Raw genomic sequence first — 21633 nt, 5'->3', positions numbered from 1 at the left:
GCAGAGCAGTCGTCGTTTCGGCGCTCGCCACCGTCGCGGCTGTGGCCCTCGCGGCCTGCGCGCCCTCGTCGTCGCTCGGCGGCGGCACCAGCACCGGCGGCTCGTCCGCCGACACCTTCAAGGTCGGCGTCCTGGCCCCCATGACCGGGTTCGTGTCGGCCATCGGCAAGGACCTCCAGCAGGGCTGGGATCTCTACTGGAAGCAGAAGGGCACGAAAATCGGTCACTTCACGATCGACACGGTGCTCGAGGACGACGCGAGCAGCGCCGACACCGCGCTCACCAAGGCGGCGCGTCTGGTGAAGGAGGAGAAAGTCGACGTCGTGGTCGGCCCGGTCCTCGCCAACCAGGCGCTCGCCGTCGGCGACTACCTCGATCGGCAGGGCGTTGCGAACCTCGCGCAGTCCTCCGCCGACGATGTGACCCAGCGCAAGGAGAGTCCCCTCGTGCTGCGCACCGGCGCGATGGCGGGAAGCCAGACCACATTCCCCGGCGGCAAGTGGGCCTACGACAAGGGATTCCGCACCGCTGCCACGCTCTGCGTCGACTACGCGTTCGGCTGGGAGTCGTGCGGTGGGTTCGTGAGCGCCTTCACGAGCGCCGGCGGCAAGGTGACGCAGCAACTCTGGTATCCCGGGGATGCGACCGACCTGAGCACCTACGTCACGCAGCTGGCGAGCCAGAAGGTCGACATGGTGTTCGTGGGCACGGCGGGGGGCACGGACAGCTCCAACTTCCTGCGCTCCGCATCGGACTTCGGCCTGCTGAAGACCCCGATCCTCACCAACTGCTGCACCCTCGACCAGGCGATCCTGCAGGACGTCGGCGATATCGCCCTGGGCATCCGGTCGGTCTCCTATTACGCCGAGGGGGGCGACCGTCAGGCGTCCTTCGTGAAGGCCTTCGAGAAGGAGTACGGGGTCATCCCGTCCGTCTACGCGATGGGGGCCTACGCGACCGCGCAGCTGCTGGCGGCGGCCCTCGCCGACGCGGATGCCAAGCCGACCGGCAAGAAGCTGGTCTCCGCCATCAAGGGCGCCGATCTGTCGGACACCGTCTGGGGCAAGGTCAGCTTCGACGACCACAACAACATCGTCGGCCCGGTCATGGTGCGCGAAGTCGCGAAGCGCAGCGACGGCAAGCTGTGGAACACCGTGGTCAAGCAGTACGAGGACGTCAGCCAGTTCTGGGACTACGACCCGAAGGAGTTCCTGGCCAGCCCGCCGTTCTCGACCACGCGAACCGGCAAGTGACCCCGCCAGCCATGGCGCCGTCGTCCGCCCCGGCTCCGGCCCTCGTGGCCCGGGCTGACGGCAGCGCCCTCCGCCTCGACGGCGTGACGCGGCGTTTCGGCGGCCTCGTGGCCGTGGACGGGGTCAGCCTCGTCCTCCCGCCCGGCGGCAGGCTCGCCGTCATCGGTCCGAACGGGGCGGGCAAGACGACGCTGTTCCGGTTGATCGCCGGCGAATTCCGACCGACCTCCGGGCGGGTGCACCTGTTCGGCGAGGACGTCACCCGCACGAGCGAAAGGGCCCGCGCGAGGCGCGGCATCTCGCGCACGTTCCAGGTCTCGACCCTGTTCGAGCAGTTGACCGTCATCGAGAACGTCCTGCTGGCCGCGCAGGCGGGGAGCGCGACCAGCAGATCCTTCTGGTCACGCACCCCGCTCCGCGGCGCCCACGCCGGGCGGGCCGCCGACATGCTGGAGCGGGTCGGACTCGCGGCACGCGCCGGGGTGCGGGTCGCCGAGCTCTCGCACGGCGAGCACCGGCAGCTCGAACTCGCCGCGGCGCTGATCCACGGCCCCCGCCTGCTGCTGCTCGACGAGCCGGCTGCGGGGTTGTCGGCCGGTGAGCGGGACATGCTCCGCATCCTGCTCGGCGAGATCCCCGACAGTGTCGGCGTCGTCCTCATCGAGCACGACATGACCCTCGCACTCGAGTTCGCCCGCGAGGTGCTGTGCCTCGACAACGGCGTGCCGCTCGCCTACGGCACTCCGGAGGAGATCCGCGCGAACCCCGCCGTGCAGGCGGTCTACCTCGGTCGGAGGGATTGATCATGCTGAGGATCCGCGGTCTGCGTGTGGCCTATGGCAAGGCGCTCGTGCTCGACGGCATCGACCTCGATGTCGGAGCGGGGGAGTCCGTCGCGCTCATGGGGCGCAACGGCATGGGCAAGACCACGCTCATCCGCGCCATCAGCGGCATCCGGCCGCCGAACGTGATCGGCGGCTCCATCGAACTCGACGGCGTGGATGTCACGGGCCACGCCGCCCACCGCATCGCCCGGGCCGGCATCGGCCTCGTGCCGCAGGGGCGTCAGGTGTTCGGCAGCCTCAGCGTGCGCGAGAACCTCGCGATCGTGCCGCACGGCTCCGGGTCCGCATGGACGATCGAGCGGGTGTTCGCCATGTTCCCCCGGCTCGAGGAGCGCACCCGCGCCGCGGCGCGCACCCTCTCGGGCGGCGAGCAGCAGATGCTCGCCATCGGGAGGGCCCTCATGACGGCGCCGAGCCTGCTCCTCATGGACGAGCCGTCCGAGGGGCTCGCGCCCGCGGTCCTGCGCGTGATCGAGGAGCGGCTGCAGGCCCTTCGCGAGTCGGGACTGGCCGTGCTGGTCGCCGAGCAGAACGTCGACCTGGCGCTCGCCCTCGGCGACCGTGTGCTCATCCTCGGAGAAGCGGGTCGCATCGCGTGGGACGGGGTGCCCGCCGACCTCGCCGCGGATCCGCGACCCGTTCACCAGTACCTCGGGCTCTGAGCCCGACCATCACGGAAGGAGAACAGCATGTCCGCACTCGAGGTGATCGAGCTCGACCCGGGCAAGGCCCACATGCTCCCGTACGCTCCGTCCGTCCGGGTTCCCGGCTCCGCCGAGCACCTGTTCCTCTCCGGAGCGGTCGCGGCCGACGACGAGGAGTACCCGGACGACATCGTCGAGCAGGTGCGCCGGGTGATGCGCCGGCACACGGCCGTGCTCGCCGCGAACGGCCTCGGCTGGAGCGACGTCATCCACGTGTACGAGTTCCTGACCGACATGCGCGACACCGTGGCGGTGCACGTGACCATGGCCGAATTCTTCGACGACCCGTCGTGGAAGCCCGCCAACACCCTCATCGGGGTCGACGCGCTCGTGAAGCCGGGTGCGCGGTTCGAGCTCGACGTCATCGCGGCCCGAGCGCCGCATGACGCGGATCCGGCCGACAGCGTGTTCTGGATGTCGGGGGCGACGGCGATCCCGCTGTACCACATGCACCCCCACATCCCGGAGGAGTGCGTGCTGCCGGACGACATCGTCGAGCAGACCAGGCGCGTGCTCGCGACCTTCGACGAGGTCCTGGCGTTCGTCGGGCTCGGGTGGTCGGATGTCCGGCGCGGTGACCTCTTCCTGACGGATCTGCGCGACCTCGACGTCGTGCGCGCTGCCGTCGCCGCGCGCTTCGGCGACGACCCGCCGCCCCTCGGCTTCGTCGGGATCAACGCGCTCAGCGCGGCCGGCGCGAGGCTCGAGCTCGAGATCGTCGCGGGTTCGCCGGGGAACGCCGCCGGCGGTTCTCCAGCGAGGGCGGCCGGCGGCGCCGGCGCTCCGCCTGCGGTCCTGACGAGCGCGGGAGCGCCGGTCGTGTTCCTGCCCGCCGTCACGGCGACGCCCGGGCCGAACGCGGCGGGCATCGCGCCGCAGACCGATCAGACGCTCGACGGGATCGCCGCCCTGCTCGCGGAGCGCGGGCTGGAGTGGCGTGCCGTGACGAAGGCGCTCGTGGAGGTCACCGACATCCGCGACGCCGCACACGTGGCGGCCGCGCTCGCTGCCCGCTGCGGAACGTGGAGGCCGGCTCTCACCATCGTGCAGGTCGACAACCTGCCGGTCGCCGGCGCGCGCGTACAGGTGGAGGTCGTCGCCGCGGGGTGACCCGACGTGCGAGAGGCCCCCGGGATGCTCCGGGGGCCTCTCGGCGGTCGTGGTGACGCTGCTTACGCGGCCGTGCTCGCCGCGACCGGCTTCGACAGGCGCTCGCCCGACTCGGCGTCGAACGCGTGCACGTGCTGCGGCACCGGGGTGAGGTAGACCGTGTCGCCCGCGTTCGGGTGGTTGCGGCCGTCGACGCGCGCGACGATGTCGACGCGGTTGCCGTCGACGTCGGCGTGACCGTAGAGGTAACCGTCCGCGCCGAGCTCCTCGACGACGTCGACGTCGACCCTCAGGCCCTCGCCCGAGGTCTTGATCGTGACGTCCTCGGGGCGCACGCCGATGGTGACCTTCGAGCCGTTCGCCTTGCCGAGCACCTCGCGCTCGACCCCGGCGACCGCGGTGCCGAACTGGATGCCGCCGTCGACGACGTCCGCGGTGAAGAGGTTCATCGCCGGGCTGCCGATGAAGCCGGCCACGAAGACGTTGGTCGGGTTCTCGTACAGGTCGCGGGGGGTGCCGACCTGCTGCAGCACGCCGTCCTTGAGCACCGCGATGCGGTCGCCCATGGTGAGGGCCTCGGTCTGGTCGTGCGTGACGTAGACGGTCGTGACGCCGAGGCGACGCTGCAGCGACGCGATCTGGGTGCGGGTCTGCACGCGCAGCTTCGCGTCGAGGTTCGACAGCGGCTCGTCCATGAGGAAGACCTGGGGCTGACGGACGATGGCGCGGCCCATGGCGACGCGCTGACGCTGACCACCGGAGAGGGCCTTCGGCTTGCGGCCGAGGTACTGCTCGAGGTCCAGGAGCTTGGCGGCCTCCTGCACGCGCTGGGCCCGCTCCTCCTTGCCGATGCCCGCGATCTTGAGCGCGAAGCCCATGTTCTCGGCGACGGTCATGTGCGGGTAGAGCGCGTAGTTCTGGAAGACCATCGCGATGTCGCGATCCTTCGGCGGCACGTCGGTGACGTCGCGGTCGCCGATCAGGATGCGGCCCTCGTTGACCTCTTCGAGGCCGGCGAGCATGCGCAGCGTGGTCGACTTGCCGCAGCCGGAGGGCCCGACGAGGACGAGGAACTCGCCGTCGGCGACCTCGAGGTCGATCTTGTCGACGGCCGGACGGCTGGTGCCGGGGTAGATGCGCGTCGCCTTGTCGAATGTGACAGATGACATGGGGGTGTGTTCTCCTTCACCGGCAGGTACGTGCCGGACGATCCGTAGTGAATGGAAGCGCGGCCGACGTCGCCGACGGCCACCGGGTCATCATGCCACAGGTCGTTCGGACCCTCATGGTCGGGTAGGCTCCCAGGCTCGGCACCTAGCATCGTCGCGGCCTCCCACCGCAGGGCCCGACCCGAACCCGAAACGCAGTCAGAACGAGAATCGATGAGTGACCCCGCGGCCCCGTCCGACGCGCGCCAGGCGGCGCGTGAGCGGGCGCGAGCGCTGCGGGAGCAGCACCGCAAGCAGGATCGCCGGCGGCGGCTGATCGTGACCGGCAGCATCGTGCTCGGCACGGTGCTCATCCTCGCGATCGTGGCCACCGTGCTGGTCTCGCTGAGCCGGCCCACCGCCCGCGGTCCGCTCAACATGATCAGCGACGGCGTCAAGATCGGCGCGGGCCTGAAGGCGGAGCCGACCGCGGCGCTCCAGCCCGGCGAGCAGCCGGTCGCCTCCAAGAAGAACCCCCGCACGGTGCTCGACATCAAGATCTACGTCGACTACCTCTGTCAGGACTGCGGCGCGTTCATGCGCACCAACGACACCCGGCTGCGGGCGTTCACGAAGTCCGGGGCGGCGACCGTCGAGATCCACCCGATCGCGATCCTGACGTCCAAGTCGGATGGGACCCAGTACTCGCTGCGGGCGGCGAACGCAGCGGCGTGCGTGGCCGAGCTCTCCCCCGACCACTTCTTCGACTTCAATGTCGCGCTCTTCCGGCGTCAACCCAAGGAGAGCAGTCCCGGGCTCACGACGGCCCAGCTGCTGAAACGCGCGGACCAGGCGGGGGTCGATCACCTCTCCGAGGTGCGCACGTGCGTGCAGAACGTCCGCTTCCGGTCGTGGGTCCAGTCCGCCACCACCCGGGCGTTGAGCGGTCCGCTGCCCGGGGTGAACCTGCCCTCGATCAAGCAGACGCCGACGATCCTGGTCAACGGCAAGCAGTTCGTCTACGGCCGCAACCTCGACGCGCAGGACTTCACCGCGTTCATGCAGGAGGTCGCGGGCGACGAGTTCAGCCCGTCGCCGACCCCGACGCCGAGCCCGTCGGGCAGCGCCGGGGCCTCGAGCTCGCCGACGCCGTAGGCTGACGCCGCCCCGCCTCCTTAGCTCAGCTGGCCAGAGCAGCCGCCTTGTAAGCGGCAGGTCGTCGGTTCGAATCCGACAGGAGGCTCTCCGTTAGCCTTGCGCGGGCCGCCGCTCCTGCGGCGCGCCCGCTCCGCCGGCCGCGTGCGAGCGCCCGGCTTCGCTGGGTTAGCCTTGCGCGCCGCCGCTCCTGCGGCGCGCCCGCTCCGCCGGCCGCGCGCGAGCGCCCGGCTTCGCTGGGTTAGCCTTGCGCGCCGCCGCTCCTGCGGCGCGCCCGCTCCGCCGGCCGCGCGCGGGCGCCGGGCCCGCGCGAGGGTCAGAGGGTCGTGAGCATCGTCTTCGCGTGGATCGGCTTGCGCCGCCCGCGCTTGTCGCGGTCGCGTCCGCCGACGTAGAGCCAGCCCAGCAGTCGTTCCCCGGGTGCGAGTTCGTGCATCCGGGCCACCGGCTCGCTGCGGGTCTGCAGTCCGGTGCGCCACATGACCCCCCAGCCGGCCTCGTCGAGCACGAGGCTCAGTGCGTGGGCCACGCCGGCGGCGACGGCCTCCTGCTCCCACTCGGGCACCTTGATGCTCGGCCGCGGGCTCACGACGATCGCGAGCAGCAGAGGCGCGCGCAGCGGCTTGGCGGCGAGCTTCTCGGCGGCATGTCCCTCGAGGCCGGCCGCCTCGGCCATGGCCGCGCCGAGCCGATCCCGGGCGTGGCCGCGCAGCGCGATGATCCGCCAGGGGCGCAGGCCCGAGTGGTCGGCCACGGAGCCGGCCGCCTCGATCAGGGGCAGGAGAGCGCGCGAGGTGGGCGCCGCGTCGCTGACCTTGGACTGCGACCGTCTCCGGCGCAGGGCCTCGGCGACCGGCCCCGTGCTCACGCGGTGGGCTCGTCCGCGGCGAAGCCGAGCGCCAGGGAGTTCATGCAGTAGCGCAGGCCCGTCGGCGTGCCGAATCCGTCGTCGAAGACGTGACCCAGGTGGGATCCGCACGTCGCGCAGCGCACCTCGGTGCGCACGACGCCGAGCGAGCGGTCCTCGAGCAGCTCCACGGCATCCGGGTTCACCGAGTCGTAGAAGCTCGGCCAGCCGCAGCCGGAGTCGAACTTGGTGCCGCTCTTGAACAGTTCCGCCCCGCAGGCGGCGCAGGTGTAGAGGCCGGCTCGGTGCTCGTCGAGCAGCTCGCCGGTCCATGCGCGCTCCGTCGCGGCGTGCCGGAGCACCTCGTAGCGCTCCGGATCGAGCTGTTCGCGCCACTCGGCGTCGGTCTTCTCGACCTGATGCCCGGTGGTGGTCGTGTCGTCGATGGCCATGCGGCCCTCCATTCGTGCGTCGTCTTCATTCAACCGCTCCTGCGGTCGAATCGTTCCCACCCGGCGAGGCTGCGGCTGCGCAGCGCTGCCCCGGCCTAGCATCGCGCCATGCCCGCCGAACCGCAGCGCGCGCCCGTGCAGGGTGACGAGCAGGGTCTCGACGAGCGGGGGCTCCGGATGCTCGACTTCGAGGCGCGCTGGAGCGGTCGCCTCGGCGCGAAGGAGGCGGCGATCCGCGAGGAGTTCGGCCTCAGCGCCGCCCGCTACTATCAGGTGCTCGACGCGCTGCTGGACTCACCGGTGGCGCTGCGCCGTGACCCGATCCTCGTCCGCCGCCTGCAGCGGCTGCGCGACACCCGGGTCAGGGCTCGAGCCGCGCGGACCTTCCGTGTCGACCACCGCGAGGACACCACCTAGGCAGATGGCCAGCTTTCCCCGAGACCAGTTCGACGATGTGCCGGACGGCGACGGCCGGGTCGGCGCGCATCGTGCGCCCGCTCGCCGAGGCCGGGGCTGGATCGCGTTCGCCTGGGCGGCGCTGGCCACGGGGGTGCTCGTGATCGTCGGGCTGTTCGTGCTCTCTCGGATCGACCCGTCGTTCGAGCTGCCGAGCCTGCCGCTGGTCGGTGGCAACGGGGGAAGCCCGTCGGCGAGCGCCTCGGCCACGCCGACCGAGGCGCCGGTCGCCGAGCCGAGCGATGTGCCGAGCGATGTCGCAGCCGCCCTCACGATCTCGGTGCTCAACGGCACGCCCGACGCGCAGCTCGACGACAAGGCGGGTGCCGCGATCAAGGCCGCGGGATGGCCGGTGCCGACGCTCGCCGACGCGTCGAGCGAGAGCATCAAGACGACGGTCGTGTATTACTCCGACGCGCAGTACGAAGGCATCTCGCGCGGTGTCGCCAAGGCGCTCGGCACGAGCCAGGTGCAGTTGAGCGACGCGTTCCCCGGCGCGAAGGTCACCGTCGTGCTGGGCTCGGACTACAAGGGCTGAGGTTCCCGCGCCGCTGTTCGCCGAGGGCATCCGCCTCGCCTTGCACTCGCCATGTCCGAGTGCCAGAATGACTTTTGGCACTCGCTGGTTTCGAGTGCCAAATCCAGTGCATGGAACCACGTCCGGGAGGGACGACACACACTTATGGCAAAGATCATCGCTTTCGACGAAGAGGCCCGCCGCGGCCTCGAGCGCGGCCTCAACATCCTGGCCGACGCCGTCCGCGTGACCCTCGGTCCCCGGGGCCGCAACGTCGTTCTGGAGAAGAAGTGGGGCGCCCCCACGATCACCAACGACGGCGTCTCCATCGCCAAGGAGATCGAACTCGACGACCCGTACGAGAAGATCGGCGCGGAGCTCGTCAAGGAGGTCGCCAAGAAGACCGACGACGTCGCGGGTGACGGCACCACCACCTCGGTCGTGCTCGCCCAGGCGCTCGTGCGCGAGGGCCTGCGCAACGTCGCGGCCGGCGCGGACCCGATCAGCCTGAAGCGCGGCATCGAGAAGGCGACCAACGCGGTCGTCGAGTCGCTCGTCGCCTCGGCCAAGGAGATCGAGACCAAGGAGGAGATCGCCGCCACCGCGAGCATCTCCGCCGCCGACCCCGAGATCGGCGAGCTCATCGCCGAGGCCATCGACAAGGTGGGCAAGGAGGGCGTCGTCACCGTCGAGGAGTCGAACACCTTCGGCACCACGCTCGAGCTGACCGAGGGAATGCGCTTCGACAAGGGCTACCTGTCGCAGTACTTCGTCACGGACCCCGACCGCCAGGAGGCCGTGTTCGAGGACCCGTACATCCTGATCGTCAACTCGAAGATCTCGAACATCAAGGACCTGCTCCCGGTCGTCGACAAGGTGATCCAGGCGGGCAAGCAGCTGCTGATCATCGCCGAGGACGTCGACGGTGAGGCGCTCGCGACCCTGGTCGTGAACAAGATCCGCGGCATCTTCAAGTCGGTCGCCGTCAAGGCCCCCGGCTTCGGCGACCGCCGCAAGGCGCAGCTGCAGGACATCGCGATCCTGACCGGCGGCCAGGTCATCAGCGAGGAGGTCGGTCTCAAGCTCGAGAACGCGACCCTCGACCTGCTCGGCCAGGCGCGCAAGGTCATCGTCACCAAGGACGAGACCACGATCGTCGAGGGCGCAGGCGAGGCCGACGCGATCGCCGGCCGCGTCAAGCAGATCCGTCAGGAGATCGAGAACACCGACTCCGACTACGACCGCGAGAAGCTGCAGGAGCGCCTCGCCAAGCTCGCCGGTGGCGTCGCCGTCATCAAGGCGGGCGCGGCCACCGAGGTCGAGCTCAAGGAGCGCAAGCACCGCATCGAGGACGCCGTGCGCAACGCGAAGGCCGCCGTCGAGGAGGGCATCGTCGCCGGTGGTGGCGTGGCCCTCATCCAGGCCGGCAAGACCGCGTTCGACTCGAAGGCCGTCAAGGGCCTGAAGGGCGACGAGGCGACCGGCGCGAACATCGTCAGGGTGGCCATCGACGCGCCGCTCAAGCAGATCGCGCTGAACGCCGGTCTCGAGCCCGGCGTCGTCGTCGACAAGGTGCGCAACCTCGAGGTCGGCCACGGCCTCAACGCGGCCACCGGCGAGTACGTCGACATGCTGGCCGCCGGCATCAACGACCCGGTGAAGGTCACCCGCTCCGCGCTGCTGAACGCGGCGTCGATCGCGGGCCTGTTCCTCACCACCGAGGCCGTCGTCGCCGACAAGCCCGAGAAGGTCTCGGCCCAGGCCGGTGGCGACCCGACGGGCGGCATGGACTTCTAGTCCGACCCGCAGCAACGCCGAACGGGCGGTTCCTCTTTTCGAGGGCCGCCCGTTCGGCGTTCTGCCCGCTGCGTTCCGCGTCGATGACCTACCGCGCGAAGAGCGCGGTGTTCTGCACCTCGGCGTCGGCGTAGAGCTGCGCCGCGCGGCCGAGCGCCGTGTTGATATGCCCGAGACTCTCCTCGACCCGTGCCTGCGTCGCCCGCCAGTCGGCCACGACGCCCTGGAAGGCCGAGGCGGCCGATCCGGTCCACGACGACTGCAGGTCGACGAGCTGGGCGTTCAGCCCGGCCACCTCGCCCTGGATGCGACCCATCGCCGCCTGCGCCCGCGCGGTCGCCGCGGCGACCGCCTCACTGTCCACCTGGTATCGCGTCATGCCGATCACGCTAGGGACGGCGCATCCGTCGCGGGATCGTGATGCGCCCATCCCGGGACGACGCCCGCGGTGGGGTGCTGGGGAGGAGCGGCTCGCCGAGCGCCCACGTTCGCATCAATCCGGCGCGTTCGAGTGCGCCCATGTGATGCGAACGCAGGCGGTCGAAGCCTGCGCGGGTCGAAGCCTGCGCGGTCGGGCCGGCGGGCGTCAGACCGCCGCGTCGGCGGGGGTCGCGGCCGGCGTCTCCGGCCGGTACAGCGGGAGCGAGACCCGGAAGGTCGATCCGCCTCCGGGCGTCTCCAGCACCTCGACGACGCCCCCGTGGTTCTGCACGATGCCCGCGACGATGGCCAGGCCGAGCCCGCTGCCGCCGGTGTCGCGGGTGCGGGAGGTGTCGGCGCGCCAGAACCGCTGGAAGATCTTCTCGCGCAGCTGCGGCGGGATGCCCTCGCCGTGGTCGACGACGGCGATCTGTCCGTACCCGCCCGCGCGGTCCACTCCCACCGCCAGCTGGATCGGGCTGTCAGAGGGGGTGAACCGCATCGCATTGCCCATGAGGTTGGTGACGACCTGGCGCACCTTGTTCTCGTCCGCGAGAACGACCGGCCCGATCTCGGGCAGGGGCGGCGCCGGCGGCACCGTATCGGCATCCGCGGGGGTGTCGCCCGACCGCCCGCGTCGGCGTAGCCGCCGTGCCACGGCGTCGGCCAGACGGATCGAACCGGTGACCGTGGCCACCGTGGCGCTCCGCACGCGACCGCCCCCGACGGCCTGGGCCGGCACGACGTCGTCGCGTGACTCGTCGGTCGGCGTCAGCTCCTCGGCTTGCGGGAGGACGACGGTGATGCGCCGGTCGGGCGACGACGCCGACGCATCGAGGGCGGCATCCTGGGCGATCGGCAGCAGGTCCAGGGGCGCGAGTGCGAGCGGCCGTGCCTCGTCGAGCCGGGCGAGTTCGAGCAGGTCCTCGACGAGTCCGCTCATGCGGATCGCCTCGCGCTCGATGCGGTCCATCGCCTGGGCGACGTCCTCGGGCTTCTGGATCGCGCCCATCCGGTACAGCTCGGCGTAGCCGCGCAGCGAGACCAGGGGCGTGCGCAGCTCGTGCGAGGCGTCGCCGACGAAGCGGCGCATCTGCTGCACGGTGCGCTCGCGGTCGGCGAAGGCGCGGTCGATGCGCGCGAGCATCGCGTTGAGGGATCGGTTGAGCCGGCCGACCTCGGTGTTGGGCGTCGCGCCGCCGAGGCGCTGGCTGTAGTCGCCGGCGGCGAAGCGGGCCGCCGTCTTCTCGACGTCGCGCAGCGGCGCGAAGGTGGAGGTCACGAGCAGCTGCGTCGTCGCCGCGCCGAACACCACGACCGCGAGCGCGAACCCGAAGAAGATCAGGATGAACCGCGCGATCGTCTGATCCGTCGCCGCGAGGTTGACGCCGAGCACGACGGAGTAGACGACGTGATCCTGGGTCTGCACCGGGATCGCGACGACGCGCCAGCTGCTGCCGTGCGTGCCCGGCACGGTCGTCGCACCGTGGTTGAGCGCGGCGACGCGGTGGATGTCGAGCCCGTGCAGGTCGGGCTGCTCCTCGGATGACGGCAGATTGCTGCAGAACTGCTCGCCCCCGGAGGTGACGATCGCCTCGAGGAAACCGCTCGTGCCGTAATCGAGGGAGCATTCGAGATTGGTGCCGTCGGCCAGCCCCGCCGCGATCTGGGCGACCTTCTGGTCCTGCACGTCGAGCAGGTAGCTGCGCAGCACGGTCGTCGTGCCGGCGCCGGCGACGGCCAGCCCGAAGGTCAGCAGCAGGACGGTGACGGCGGTGATCTTCGCGCGGAGCGAGATCCCGTTCCACCACCGGTCGAATGCGGCGTGCGCTGTGGCCACCGCCGGACTCTACGCGCGGGCGGTCTTGAGCATGTACCCGAAGCCGCGCTTGGTCTGGATCATCGGCTCGCTCGAGTGCTGGTCGAGCTTGCGGCGCAGGTACGAGATGTAGCTCTCGACGATGCCGGCGTCGCCGTTGAAGTCGTACTCCCAGACGTGGTCGAGGATCTGCGCCTTCGACAGCACGCGGTTCGGGTTGAGCATGAGGTAGCGCAGCAGCTTGAACTCGGTGGGGGAGAGCTCGACCTGCTGGTCGCCGACCGAGACCTCGTGGGTGTCCTGGTCCATGGTGAGGTCGCCGGCCCGGATGATCGCGTCCTCCTCGTCGTGCATCGTGCGGCGCAGGATCGCCTTGATGCGCGCGACGATCTCGTCGAGCGAGAACGGCTTGGTCACGTAGTCGTCGCCGCCGACGGTGAGGCCGGTGATCTTGTCCTCGGTGTCGTCCTTGGCGGTGAGGAACAGGATCGGCGCCGTGTAGCCGGATGCCCGCAGCCGCTTGGTCACGCCGAACCCGTTCATGTCGGGGAGCATGACGTCGAGGATGATGAGGTCGGGCTCCTCCTCGAGGACCGCCGAGATGGCCTGGGCGCCGTTGCCGACGGCGCGCACGGCGAAGCCGGCGAAGCGCAGACTCGTGGTCAGCAGGTCGCGGATGTTGGGCTCGTCATCGACGATGAGGATCTTGGGTCCGTCGCTCATGCGATGAGTATCCGTGAGTGCGCTGGATGATTCCTGAACGTGCAGACGCCGCTCAGCGGACGATGCGGACGCAGCATCCGTGGGCGGGGAACGGCTGCGCCTCGGCGGTCGCCCCGGCGCCGTCGGCGTCGGCGGCGCCACGCAGGAAAGCGAGGTTCGCGGCGCACACGAGCTCCGTGTGGCCGCCCGCGAGGCGATGGAACGGGCAGTTGTCGAGCGCGATCCCGTCGGGCTGCCGCCGCGGCTCGTAGCCGGTCTCGACGAGCATCTCGTCGAGCGATCCGGCGGCGAGCCGGGCCTGCGCACCCGCGTCTCCCGCGACGCGGTGGACCGCCGCGGCCACGGCGGCCTCGCCGGCGTGATCGGCCTCGCCCGACCCGAGGTCGTCGAGCGCCGAGGCGAACACGTCGGCCATGAGGTCGTAGCGTCGCGCGGGCAGCGTCACCGCGATCTCGACCGGCGCGCGCGAGTAGACCTTCGCCGGCCGCCCGGCGCCCGGTCCGGTGCGTCCGCTGAGCCGGCGGTTCTCGACCACGAGCAGACCGCTCGCCACGAGCTGGTCGAGGTGCAGGGCGGCCGTGCTGCGCGGCATCCCCAGCGTCGCCGCGGCGTGGTCGCGGGTCACCGGCTGCGTGCTCGTCAGGGTGAGTTCGTAGAGTGCACGACGGGTCGGATCGCGGATTGCGGCGACTGCCGCGAGCTCCTGGTCCCGGTTCACGGATGGCATCCTATTCTAAATGCAGCTAACCTTGACAAAAGAATTTCGACGTCATAGCGTCGCGATGGAGGGACCCGCACCGATGGCCGAATCACCCCGCGACGACGCGTCCGCCCGAGCGACGGCCGCCGCCGCCGCATTGCTCGACGCGCTCGGGCTCGACGTCACAAGCGAGCGGCTGCGCCAGACGCCGCAGCGCTTCGCGACGGCGCTGGCCGAGCTGGTCGACCGGCCGCCGCTGCCCGAGATCGGATACCTGCCCAGCGAGGACTTCCACGATCTCGTGCTGGTGCGCGACATCCCGTTCCAGGCCCTCTGCGAGCACCACCTCTTCCCCTTCCGCGGCGTCGCACACGTCGGCTACCTCCCGGGGGAGCGGATCGTCGGCCTCTCGACGCTGGCCAGGGTCGTCGAGCACTTCGCACACGGTCTGCAGATGCAGGAGCGGCTCACCGCCCAGATCGTGGACTGGCTCGAGCGGGAGCTGCAGCCGCGCGGCGCCGGTGTCGTCATCGAGGCCGAGCACCTGTGCATGTCGCTCCGCGGGATCGGCACCCCTGCCACCCGCACCACGACCCGCGCCTTCCGGGGCGAGCTGACCACCTTCGAGGAGAACCCGTCATGACCGAGAGCATCGTCATCATCGGAGGCGGCCTCGCCGCCGCGACCGCCGCGGAGGAGCTGCGCACCGCCGGCTTCACCGGCTCGGTCCGGCTGCTCGCCGGCGAGCAGCACCATCCCTACATCCGACCGCCGCTGTCGAAGGCGTATCTGACCGGGCAGGACGACCGCGACAGCGTCTTCGTGCATCCGGCGCAGTGGTACCGCGATCAGGATGTCGAGGTCTCGCTCGGTGCGCACGTCGACCGCATCGACGACGGCCGCGTCGTGCTCGCCGGCGGCGAGGAGGTGCCGTTCGACCGCCTGCTCATCGCGACCGGCGCCGTGCCGCGGCGGCTGCACCTGCCCGGGTCGGATGCGGACGGCATCCACTATCTGCGCACCCTCGACGACAGCGAGGCGCTCAAGGCCGTGCTCGCCGAGCCGGGGCACCACGTCGTGGTGGTGGGCTCCGGCTGGATCGGCCTCGAGCTCGCCGCCGCCGCCCGCGGGGCGGGGCAGGACGTGACCGTCGTCGCGCCGGAGCAGGTGCCGCTGGCGGGACCGCTGGGCACCGAGCTCGGCACGATGTTCCGCGAGCTGCACGAGACCAACGGCGTCACCTTCCACCTCGGCACGGGCGTGCAGGGGTTCGAGGCCGCCGACGGGCACGTGACCGGCGTCGCGACCGAGGCGGGCGTGCTGCCGGCCGACGTCGTGATCGTCGGGGTCGGCGTCGCGCCGTCGACGGAGCTCGCGGAGGCCGCGGGGCTCGACATCGACAACGGCATCCTGGTCGACGAGCATCTGCAGACCAGCCGGCCGGGCATCTACGCGGCGGGCGACGTCGCGAACGCGATGCACCCGGTGCTCGGCGCGCGGATGCGCAACGAGCACTGGGCGAATGCCATCGCGAGCGGCAAGGTGGCCGGGCGCTCGATGGCGGGGCAGGACGCCGTGCTCGACGACATCCCGTACTTCTACACCGACCAGTACGACCTCGGCATGGAGTACTCGGGCTACCCGCCGCTCACCCGCGACGCGGAGGTGGTGATCCGCGGCGACCGCGCCGCGCGCGAACTCATCGCGTTCTGGGTCGCCGACGGCCGGGTCGTCGCGGGCATGAACGTGAACATCTGGGACGTCAACGAGGAGATCCAGCGGCTCATCCGCGACAAGGTGTCGGTGACGGCCGCGCAGCTCGCCGACCCGTCGGTCGAGCTGTCGTCGCTGACGTGATCCACCGACAGGCCGTCCGGAGAGTGGGACGCCGCGACTTCGACTTCGACCGGCGCGTGGCCGTCATGGCCGTCGTGAACCGCACGCCGGACTCGTTCTCCGATCGCGGCGCCACGTTCGCCCTCGACCGGGCGGTCGAGGCGTCGCTGCGCGCCGCCGAACTCGGAGCAGACTGGGTCGACATCGGGGGCGTTCCGTTCGGGCGCGGGCCGGCCGTGTCGCCCGCGGAGGAGATCGACCGGGTCGTGCCCGTCGTGAACGCGATCGCCGCGGCGAGCGACGTCGTCATCTCGGTGGACACCAACCGCGCCGAGGTCGCGCGCGCGGCGATCGACGCTGGCGCCGCCGTCATCAACGACACCAGCGGCCTGGGCGACCCCGACATGGCGGGCGTCGTGGCCACGTCGGACGCGCACATCGTCATCACCCACAGCGTCGGACCGCCGCGGGTCGAGAAGCCGCCGGCGCACTTCGACGACGTCGTGCGCGAGGTGCGTGCGTTCCTCGTGGAGCGGGTGGAGCGCGCGAAGGCCGCCGGCATCCCGCGCGGGCGCCTCATCATCGACCCCGGGCACGACCTGGACAAGAACACGCTGCACTCGCTCGAGCTCACCCGCCGGCTGGATGAGATCGCCGACATCGGGCTGCCCCTGCTCGTGGCCGTCTCGAACAAGGACTTCGTCGGCGAGTCGACCGACCGGGAGCAGGGGGCCCGGCTGGCCGGGTCGCTCGCCGCGATGGTGTGCTGCATCGAGCGCGGCGCGCGGATCGTGCGGATGCACGACGTCGAGTCCACGGTCGACGCCGTGCGCATGACGGAGGCCGTGCTCGGATTGCGCGCCCCTGCCAGACTCGAGCACAACACCCACCCCACCCACAACGTATGAACGCACGCATCGACCGGCTGTGGCCCGACCCTGCCGCCGACCTCGACGACGAACGGATCCTCGCCGAGTACACCCCGCGCTCGAGCTCCTGGACCCGTTTCAACTTCGTCGAGAGCCTCGACGGCGCCGCGACGCACGAGGGCCGCTCCGGCGGCCTGGGAGGTGACGGCGACCGCCGGGTGTTCGAGCTGATGCGGCGCTGGGCCGACGTCGTGCTGGTGGGCGCCGGGACGATCCGTGCCGAGGGCTATGGCGCGATGCGGTTCGACGACGAGGTGGCCGCGTGGCGGCGGGCGCGCGGCATCGCGCCGCAGCCGACGATGGCCATCGTCTCGGGCCGGCTCGACCTCGACCCCGCCTCGGCGGTGTTCACCGAGGCGTCGGTGCGTCCCGTCGTGTTCACGCTCTCGACGGCGCCGGCCGATCGTCGCGCGGCGCTCGCCGAGGTCGCCGATGTCCGGGACGCCGGCGACGACGTGCTCGATCCGAGGCGGGTCCTCACCGATCTCGAGTCGCTGGGGTTGCGCAAGGTGCACGCGGAGGGTGGCCCGACGCTCTTCGGCTCGTTCGTCGCGGCCGGCGTGCTGAACGAACTCTGTCTGACGCTGGCGCCTCGGCTCGAGGCCGGCCGCGCGGGACGCATCGCGACCAGTGCGCCCGCCGAGCCGCTCGGGATGAGGCTGGCGGGCATCCTGCGATCGGGTGACGACGAGCTCCTGCTGCGCTACCTTCGCGTCACCTAGCCGTCGCGGCGTGCCGCGCGTGCGCCCCGTGCGGAAGGCGCCGTCGGCATCCACCCGGGGGACGACCGTCGTGACGTCCATCGCGGTCGCCAGCTCGAGGTCCTCCGAGAATCCGCGGGCCGCGAGGTCGCGACCGCTCGCCGACGCGTGGATCGCGGCCGCGGGGTCCGGCGTCGCCTCCCACAGGTCGGCGGCGGCCGCCGCTTCGGGGGAGAGCCCGCATCCGCGCGCCCGCAGTCGCGCCGCGATCGCGCCGGCTCCGAGGAGATCCTCGAGGGCCGGGCGCAGCGTACCGCCCGGCCAGAGCTCGCCCGCCGGGACGAGCAGCACGCGCCCGGCGATCTCGACCTCCTCCGCCACGGCGCTCGCGTTGCGGAGGCACCCGGCGATCACGGTGGCGCTCGCGGCGACGAGGGCCTCGCAGATCGTGGCACCGTTCTCGGCGGGCACGACGACCGTGCCGCCGTCGAAGCGCAGGAGCGACGCGGGCGACAGGCTGACCCGGCCGTCGCCGCGCAGTCCGGCGAGCACGGCGCCGAGCCGCGCCGCGGTCTCCTCTGCAGCGGCGGGATCGCGCGACGCGACCGGCACCACGGCGCTGCCGCGCTCGCCCGCCACCGTGACGACGGTGGTGAAGGAGAGCACGTCGATGACGATCGCGGTGGCGGGACCGGCGCCCTCGGCGAGCACCGCGAGCGCGCCGGTCTCGCCCCACTCGAGCTGCACCGTCGCCGGCGCCTGGGAGAGAGTCACGCAGCCATGTTGCCGCGTCGGGCCGTCCGACGCAGCGCGGCTCACGCGGAGCGTCGGTACTGCAGGAGCAGGCAGCCCCCGGATCGCTCGGCGTCGACGAGGTCGAGCCGCTGCACGTGACCGTCGTCTCCGAACAGAGCCGTGCCGGCACCCGCCAGGCTGGGCGCGAGCACGATCCGCAGTTCGTCGACGAGTTCCGCGGCGAGCAGGTCGCGCGCGAGCGACAGGCTGCCGTGGATGCCGATGTCACCGCCGGGCTGCCGCTTGAGGTCGGCCGTGAACGACGCCGCGTCCTCGGCCACGGGCGTCGACTCGGCCCAGCCGAGCTGCAGCGGAGAGGAGGTGAAGACGTACTTCCGCGTCGTGTTGATGAAGTCGGCGAACGGCTGCGTCTGCGCCGTCGGCCAGTACGGTGCCCACTTCTCGTAGGTGCGTCGCCCGAGCAGCACCGCATCCTGCGTGGCGATCGTCTCGGCGAGGAATCCGGTCAGCTTCTCGCCGCTGTCGCGGAACCACTCGCCTTCGCCGGGATCGTCGGCGAATCCGTCCAGGGACATCAGCGTGTACAGCACGACCCGTCGGGAGGTGGTGCCGGTTCGGGGATCAGTCATGCCCGGGACGGTATCGATCGTCCCGGGGACCCGTCTTGTACAACAACGACAGCGGCTCGTGCCGCTCCGCGCCTCCCGCGAGCTCGGTCGCCGACGGCCCGATGAATCGGCGCAGCGACCGGGCGAGGTGCGGCTGATCGAAGTACCCCGACTCGTGCGCCACCGCCGACGGCAGCCCGTCGCCGTCTCGGAGCCGGATGGCCGCGACGTTGGCGCGTTCGATCTGCTGCACCGTGCGCTGCGGCAGGCCGATGGTGGCGAGATAGCGGCGCTGACGGGTCCGCTCCGGCACCGAGGCGTCCGCGACATCGGTGACGACGAGAGCCTCCTTCCGTACCAGGTGAGCCACGAACTCCTCGGCCGCGGCGAACTCCGGCAGGCGAACCCGGTCGGCCCCGAGGCGGAACCAGCGGCCCTCGACGGGGAGCTCCAGGAAGCCGTCGACGAGGGAGGGCATGGACAGTCCGCGTACCCGGGCGCCCAGCGCCAGCCGGATCCCGACGAACTCGGAGTCCGGGGGCACCGGCGCGCGCGATGCTCTCGACTCGGGTCCCTGGATGCCGGCGTGGACGCCGTCCGGGCCCTCCCAGAAGACGAAGTCCCAGTGCGCACGCGCGACCGAGATCATCGTCGTCGTCGCCCGGCTCCGGCTGCGCCAGACCCTCTCCACGAACGGTGAATCGGAGGGCCGGTGCTCGAACGCGAGGCCCTCACCGCTCACGCGGCCTCGCTCAGCTCGTCGGCGTTGAGGATCGTGTAGGCGTAGCCCTGCTCGGCGAGGAAGCGCTGGCGGTTCTGCGCGAAATCCTGGTCGACGGTGTCGCGCGCGACGAGCGTGTAGAAGCTCGCCGGGATGCCGCTCGCCTTCGGACGCAGCAGCCGGCCGAGCCGCTGCGCCTCCTCCTGTCGCGAGCCGAACGAGCCCGACACCTGGATCGCGACGGTCGCCTCCGGTAGGTCGATCGAGAAGTTCGCGACCTTCGACACGACCAGCACCTTGGTGCGGCCGGTGCGGAACTCCTCGTACAGCCGCTCCCGCTCGGCGGTCGGCGTCGATCCGGTGAGCTGCGGGGCGCCGAGCGTCGTGGCGAGCTCGTCGATCTGGTCGAGGTAGGTGCCGATCACGAGGATCAGCTCGCCCGCGTGCTTGGTCACGAGCTCTTTCGCGACGGCGAGCTTCGCCGGCGCGGTCGCGGCGAGCCGGTAGCGCTCGTCGTCGGAGGCGGCGGCGTACTCGAGCCGCTCGTCCTGCGGGAGGTCGATGCGTACCTCGTAGCAGGTCGCCGGCGCGATGTAGCCCTGCGCCTCGATCTCGCGCCACGGGGCATCGAAGCGCTTGGGACCGATGAGCGAGAACACGTCGTTCTCGCGGCCGTCCTCGCGCACGAGCGTCGCCGTCAGTCCCAGCCGGCGCCGCGCCTGCAGGTCGGCGGTGAGCTTGAAGACCGGTGCCGGCAGCAGGTGCACCTCGTCGTAGATCACGAGGCCCCAGTCCTTGGCGTCGAGCAGCGCCAGGTGGGCGAACTCGCCCTTCCGCTTGGCGGTCAGGATCTGGTACGTCGCGATCGTGACCGGTCTGACCTCCTTGACCTCGCCGGAGTACTCGCCGATCTCCTGCTCGGTCAGCGAGGTCTTGCGCAGCAGCTCGCTGCGCCACTGCCGGGCGCTCACGGTGTTCGTGACCAGGATGAGCGTCGTCGTGTCGGCGGCGGCCATCGCCCCGGCCCCGACGATCGTCTTGCCCGCGCCGGGCGGCAGCACGACGACGCCCGACCCGCCCTCGAAGAACGAGTCGATCGCCTGCTGCTGATAGGGCCGCACGTGCCAGCCGCTGGTGGTGTCGAGCTCGATGTCGTGCGGCGTGCCGGGGGTGTAGCCGGCGAGGTCCTCGGCGGGCCAGCCGAGCTTCAGCAGCTCCTGCTTGATCTGCCCGCGCGCCCACGGCTGCACGGTCCACTCGGTGGAGCTGCGCCGGATGCCGAGGAACGGCCCGACCTTGCTGCTGCGGGTGATCTCGGCGAGCACCGCCGGATCGGTCGCCGTAATGATGAGCCCGCCCTCGGCGTCGCGCGAGATGACCAGCCGCCCGTACCGGCCGACCGTCTCCTCGATGTCGAGCGTGACGGTCTGCGGCACCGGGAACTTCGCGTACCTCTCGAGGGTCGCGAGCATCTGCTCGGCGGTGTGCCCCGCGGCGCGCGCGTTCCAGAGGCCCAGCCGGGTGATCCGGTACGTGTGCACGAACTCGGGAGCCCGCTCCAGCTCGGCGAACACGGCGAGCTCGTGACGGGCCTCGTCGGCCTGCGGGCTGCCGACCTCGAGCAGCACGGTCCGATCGCTCTGCACGATGAGCGGACCTTGACCGATCGCAGACATAGCGACCCAGCCTAGCCGCGCGCGCTGGAACTTGGAGCGAAGGCCGCTTCCGGCCGTCTCCGCGACGACGGCCGTCTCGACCGTCGGTCCCATGGTCGCGGCCTGAGCGGGCCGCGTGGCCGCACGGCGGCGCACATACGACGCCCGGCATGGAGGGCGCACGAAGTTGTAACGATCGGCAATGGTGAGTGGTGCGCCGCAGCCGGATCGAAACCATGCCGCGCTCTCGGGAGAGAGCGAAGCACGGCGTACCCATGTTGAGGGATTGTGAGGATCGACCAGTATCTGCGAGGTTCTCGGAGTGACGATGCCCGAGGGATGGTTCCCGCACCCGACCGATCCAGATCAGGAACTGCATTGGGACGGTTCTAAGTGGACCGGGGAAAGCAGGCCTCTAGATGTACCGGGCCATGACTTTGGTGCCGTTGCGGGTCTTGTGAAACGGGAGGACCTCCGGGCT

General features: G+C 71.2%; 22 protein-coding genes, 1 tRNA gene and 1 pseudogene. 13 read left to right on the top strand and 11 right to left on the bottom strand.

The features are described from left to right. Nucleotides 1-41: 41 nt before the first annotated feature. From ABD285_RS00115 to ABD285_RS00100, 4 genes are read left to right on the top strand one after another with little or no spacing between them, the layout of a single operon-like run. Entirely contained in the window at nucleotides 42-1253 is a 1212-nt protein-coding gene (locus ABD285_RS00115) for an ABC transporter substrate-binding protein (RefSeq protein WP_344199168.1), read from the top strand. Further along, nucleotides 1250-2056 (top strand): ABC transporter ATP-binding protein, encoded by an 807-nt coding sequence (locus tag ABD285_RS00110; RefSeq protein ID WP_344199165.1) that lies wholly within the window; start codon nucleotides 1250-1252, stop codon nucleotides 2054-2056. The genes ABD285_RS00115 and ABD285_RS00110 overlap by 4 nt, the downstream gene beginning before the upstream one ends. 2 nt (nucleotides 2057-2058) lie before the next feature. Then, nucleotides 2059-2760, top strand: coding sequence for an ABC transporter ATP-binding protein (locus ABD285_RS00105; protein ID WP_344199161.1), 702 nt, complete (start codon nucleotides 2059-2061; stop codon nucleotides 2758-2760). 27 nt (nucleotides 2761-2787) lie between these two features. Further along, a complete protein-coding gene (locus tag ABD285_RS00100; RefSeq protein ID WP_284254573.1) occupies nucleotides 2788-3912 on the top strand; it encodes a RidA family protein in 1125 nt (374 codons plus the stop codon). Between the two features lie 62 nt (nucleotides 3913-3974). Here the strand turns inward: ABD285_RS00100 and ABD285_RS00095 are convergent, their stop codons facing one another. Continuing rightward, the gene (locus ABD285_RS00095; RefSeq protein ID WP_344199156.1) at nucleotides 3975-5081 is read right to left on the bottom strand and encodes an ABC transporter ATP-binding protein; all 1107 of its coding nucleotides are present in this window, start codon (nucleotides 5079-5081) and stop codon (nucleotides 3975-3977) included. A gap of 213 nt (nucleotides 5082-5294) precedes the next feature. Between ABD285_RS00095 and ABD285_RS00090 the strand changes: the two genes are divergently transcribed. Both ABD285_RS00090 and ABD285_RS00085 read left to right on the top strand, forming a co-directional pair. Beyond that, nucleotides 5295-6215, top strand: coding sequence for a DsbA family protein (locus ABD285_RS00090; protein ID WP_344199153.1), 921 nt, complete (start codon nucleotides 5295-5297; stop codon nucleotides 6213-6215). A 14-nt stretch (nucleotides 6216-6229) separates the two neighbouring features. Continuing rightward, nucleotides 6230-6303: transfer RNA gene (locus tag ABD285_RS00085), tRNA-Thr, on the top strand. Nucleotides 6304-6531: 228 nt separating this feature from the next. On the opposite strand, the gene ABD285_RS00080 is transcribed toward ABD285_RS00085, so the two are convergent. After that, on the bottom strand, nucleotides 6532-7083 hold the full coding sequence (locus ABD285_RS00080; protein WP_344199150.1) for a nitroreductase family protein: 552 nt from the start codon (nucleotides 7081-7083) through the stop codon (nucleotides 6532-6534). Further along, on the bottom strand, nucleotides 7080-7514 hold the full coding sequence (msrB, locus tag ABD285_RS00075; protein WP_284254577.1) for a peptide-methionine (R)-S-oxide reductase MsrB: 435 nt from the start codon (nucleotides 7512-7514) through the stop codon (nucleotides 7080-7082). The genes ABD285_RS00080 and msrB overlap by 4 nt, the downstream gene beginning before the upstream one ends. A gap of 108 nt (nucleotides 7515-7622) precedes the next feature. On the opposite strand from msrB, the gene ABD285_RS00070 reads away from it, so the two are divergent. The 3 genes from ABD285_RS00070 to groL all read left to right on the top strand — a co-directional run bounded on the left by ABD285_RS00070 (nucleotide 7623) and on the right by groL (nucleotide 10284). After that, nucleotides 7623-7931, top strand: a complete 309-nt coding sequence (locus tag ABD285_RS00070; RefSeq protein ID WP_284254578.1) for a DUF3263 domain-containing protein — start codon at nucleotides 7623-7625, stop codon at nucleotides 7929-7931. Between the two features lie 4 nt (nucleotides 7932-7935). Continuing rightward, nucleotides 7936-8508 (top strand): LytR C-terminal domain-containing protein, encoded by a 573-nt coding sequence (locus ABD285_RS00065; protein ID WP_344199146.1) that lies wholly within the window; start codon nucleotides 7936-7938, stop codon nucleotides 8506-8508. A gap of 144 nt (nucleotides 8509-8652) precedes the next feature. Continuing rightward, a complete protein-coding gene (gene groL / locus ABD285_RS00060; protein ID WP_344199143.1) occupies nucleotides 8653-10284 on the top strand; it encodes a chaperonin GroEL in 1632 nt (543 codons plus the stop codon). A gap of 88 nt (nucleotides 10285-10372) precedes the next feature. Here the strand turns inward: groL and ABD285_RS00055 are convergent, their stop codons facing one another. The 4 genes from ABD285_RS00055 to ABD285_RS00040 all read right to left on the bottom strand — a co-directional run bounded on the left by ABD285_RS00055 (nucleotide 10373) and on the right by ABD285_RS00040 (nucleotide 13964). Next, nucleotides 10373-10663: a WXG100 family type VII secretion target gene (locus tag ABD285_RS00055; protein ID WP_284254581.1), complete on the bottom strand. Its 291-nt coding sequence runs from the start codon at nucleotides 10661-10663 to the stop codon at nucleotides 10373-10375. 207 nt (nucleotides 10664-10870) lie between these two features. Beyond that, nucleotides 10871-12544, bottom strand: coding sequence for a sensor histidine kinase (locus ABD285_RS00050; protein WP_344199140.1), 1674 nt, complete (start codon nucleotides 12542-12544; stop codon nucleotides 10871-10873). Between the two features lie 9 nt (nucleotides 12545-12553). Then, nucleotides 12554-13246 carry a response regulator transcription factor gene (locus ABD285_RS00045; RefSeq protein WP_284254582.1) on the bottom strand — a complete coding sequence of 231 codons (693 nt, stop codon included), beginning with the start codon at nucleotides 13244-13246 and terminating at the stop codon, nucleotides 12554-12556. A 52-nt stretch (nucleotides 13247-13298) separates the two neighbouring features. Then, a complete protein-coding gene (locus tag ABD285_RS00040; RefSeq protein ID WP_284254583.1) occupies nucleotides 13299-13964 on the bottom strand; it encodes a helix-turn-helix transcriptional regulator in 666 nt (221 codons plus the stop codon). Nucleotides 13965-14046: 82 nt separating this feature from the next. Here ABD285_RS00040 and folE point away from each other — a divergent pair, with 82 nt between their 5' ends. The 4 genes from folE to ABD285_RS00020 all read left to right on the top strand — a co-directional run bounded on the left by folE (nucleotide 14047) and on the right by ABD285_RS00020 (nucleotide 17433). Beyond that, entirely contained in the window at nucleotides 14047-14589 is a 543-nt protein-coding gene (gene folE / locus ABD285_RS00035; protein WP_344199134.1) for a GTP cyclohydrolase I, read from the top strand. Next, nucleotides 14586-15803 (top strand): NAD(P)/FAD-dependent oxidoreductase, encoded by a 1218-nt coding sequence (locus ABD285_RS00030; RefSeq protein ID WP_284254584.1) that lies wholly within the window; start codon nucleotides 14586-14588, stop codon nucleotides 15801-15803. The genes folE and ABD285_RS00030 overlap by 4 nt, the downstream gene beginning before the upstream one ends. A gap of 65 nt (nucleotides 15804-15868) precedes the next feature. Further along, nucleotides 15869-16690: a dihydropteroate synthase gene (folP, locus tag ABD285_RS00025; RefSeq protein ID WP_284255706.1), complete on the top strand. Its 822-nt coding sequence runs from the start codon at nucleotides 15869-15871 to the stop codon at nucleotides 16688-16690. Beyond that, on the top strand, nucleotides 16687-17433 hold the full coding sequence (locus ABD285_RS00020) for a pyrimidine reductase family protein (protein WP_284254585.1): 747 nt from the start codon (nucleotides 16687-16689) through the stop codon (nucleotides 17431-17433). The genes folP and ABD285_RS00020 overlap by 4 nt, the downstream gene beginning before the upstream one ends. A gap of 60 nt (nucleotides 17434-17493) precedes the next feature. Here the strand turns inward: ABD285_RS00020 and ABD285_RS16975 are convergent. From ABD285_RS16975 to ABD285_RS00005, 4 genes and pseudogenes are all read right to left on the bottom strand, one after another. Then, nucleotides 17494-18123, bottom strand: a pseudogene (locus ABD285_RS16975) (2-phosphosulfolactate phosphatase); the annotation flags it as partial. Nucleotides 18124-18227: 104 nt separating this feature from the next. Continuing rightward, nucleotides 18228-18797 (bottom strand): dihydrofolate reductase family protein, encoded by a 570-nt coding sequence (locus ABD285_RS00015; RefSeq protein ID WP_344199129.1) that lies wholly within the window; start codon nucleotides 18795-18797, stop codon nucleotides 18228-18230. Continuing rightward, nucleotides 18790-19518, bottom strand: coding sequence for a helix-turn-helix transcriptional regulator (locus ABD285_RS00010; RefSeq protein WP_284254587.1), 729 nt, complete (start codon nucleotides 19516-19518; stop codon nucleotides 18790-18792). Before ABD285_RS00010 ends, ABD285_RS00015 begins: the two co-directional genes overlap by 8 nt. Then, complete coding sequence (locus tag ABD285_RS00005; protein ID WP_344199364.1) at nucleotides 19515-21164, bottom strand: DNA repair helicase XPB; 1650 nt, start codon at nucleotides 21162-21164, stop codon at nucleotides 19515-19517. The genes ABD285_RS00010 and ABD285_RS00005 overlap by 4 nt, the downstream gene beginning before the upstream one ends. Between the last annotated feature and the right edge of the window lie 469 nt (nucleotides 21165-21633).

The sequence above is a fragment of the Pseudolysinimonas kribbensis genome (assembly GCF_039531715.1).
Classification (GTDB): Bacteria; Actinomycetota; Actinomycetes; order Actinomycetales; family Microbacteriaceae; genus Pseudolysinimonas; species Pseudolysinimonas kribbensis.
The sequence above is the reverse complement of the archived record's forward strand: the minus strand, read 5'-3'. Positions and strand labels throughout refer to the sequence as shown.

Coding starts and splice junctions, on each gene's coding strand:
- ABD285_RS00095 (WP_344199156.1), bottom strand. CDS start 5,081: ATGTCATCTGTCACATTCGACAAGGCGACGCGCATCTACCCCGGCACC.
- ABD285_RS00090 (WP_344199153.1), top strand. CDS start 5,295: ATGAGTGACCCCGCGGCCCCGTCCGACGCGCGCCAGGCGGCGCGTGAG.
- groL (WP_344199143.1), top strand. CDS start 8,653: ATGGCAAAGATCATCGCTTTCGACGAAGAGGCCCGCCGCGGCCTCGAG.
- ABD285_RS00045 (WP_284254582.1), bottom strand. CDS start 13,246: ATGAGCGACGGACCCAAGATCCTCATCGTCGATGACGAGCCCAACATC.
- ABD285_RS00105 (WP_344199161.1), top strand. CDS start 2,059: ATGCTGAGGATCCGCGGTCTGCGTGTGGCCTATGGCAAGGCGCTCGTG.
- ABD285_RS00100 (WP_284254573.1), top strand. CDS start 2,788: ATGTCCGCACTCGAGGTGATCGAGCTCGACCCGGGCAAGGCCCACATG.
- ABD285_RS00070 (WP_284254578.1), top strand. CDS start 7,623: ATGCCCGCCGAACCGCAGCGCGCGCCCGTGCAGGGTGACGAGCAGGGT.
- ABD285_RS00030 (WP_284254584.1), top strand. CDS start 14,586: ATGACCGAGAGCATCGTCATCATCGGAGGCGGCCTCGCCGCCGCGACC.
- ABD285_RS00065 (WP_344199146.1), top strand. CDS start 7,936: ATGGCCAGCTTTCCCCGAGACCAGTTCGACGATGTGCCGGACGGCGAC.
- folP (WP_284255706.1), top strand. CDS start 15,869: ATGGCCGTCGTGAACCGCACGCCGGACTCGTTCTCCGATCGCGGCGCC.
- ABD285_RS00020 (WP_284254585.1), top strand. CDS start 16,687: ATGAACGCACGCATCGACCGGCTGTGGCCCGACCCTGCCGCCGACCTC.
- folE (WP_344199134.1), top strand. CDS start 14,047: ATGGCCGAATCACCCCGCGACGACGCGTCCGCCCGAGCGACGGCCGCC.
- ABD285_RS00055 (WP_284254581.1), bottom strand. CDS start 10,663: ATGACGCGATACCAGGTGGACAGTGAGGCGGTCGCCGCGGCGACCGCG.
- ABD285_RS00015 (WP_344199129.1), bottom strand. CDS start 18,797: ATGACTGATCCCCGAACCGGCACCACCTCCCGACGGGTCGTGCTGTAC.
- msrB (WP_284254577.1), bottom strand. CDS start 7,514: ATGGCCATCGACGACACGACCACCACCGGGCATCAGGTCGAGAAGACC.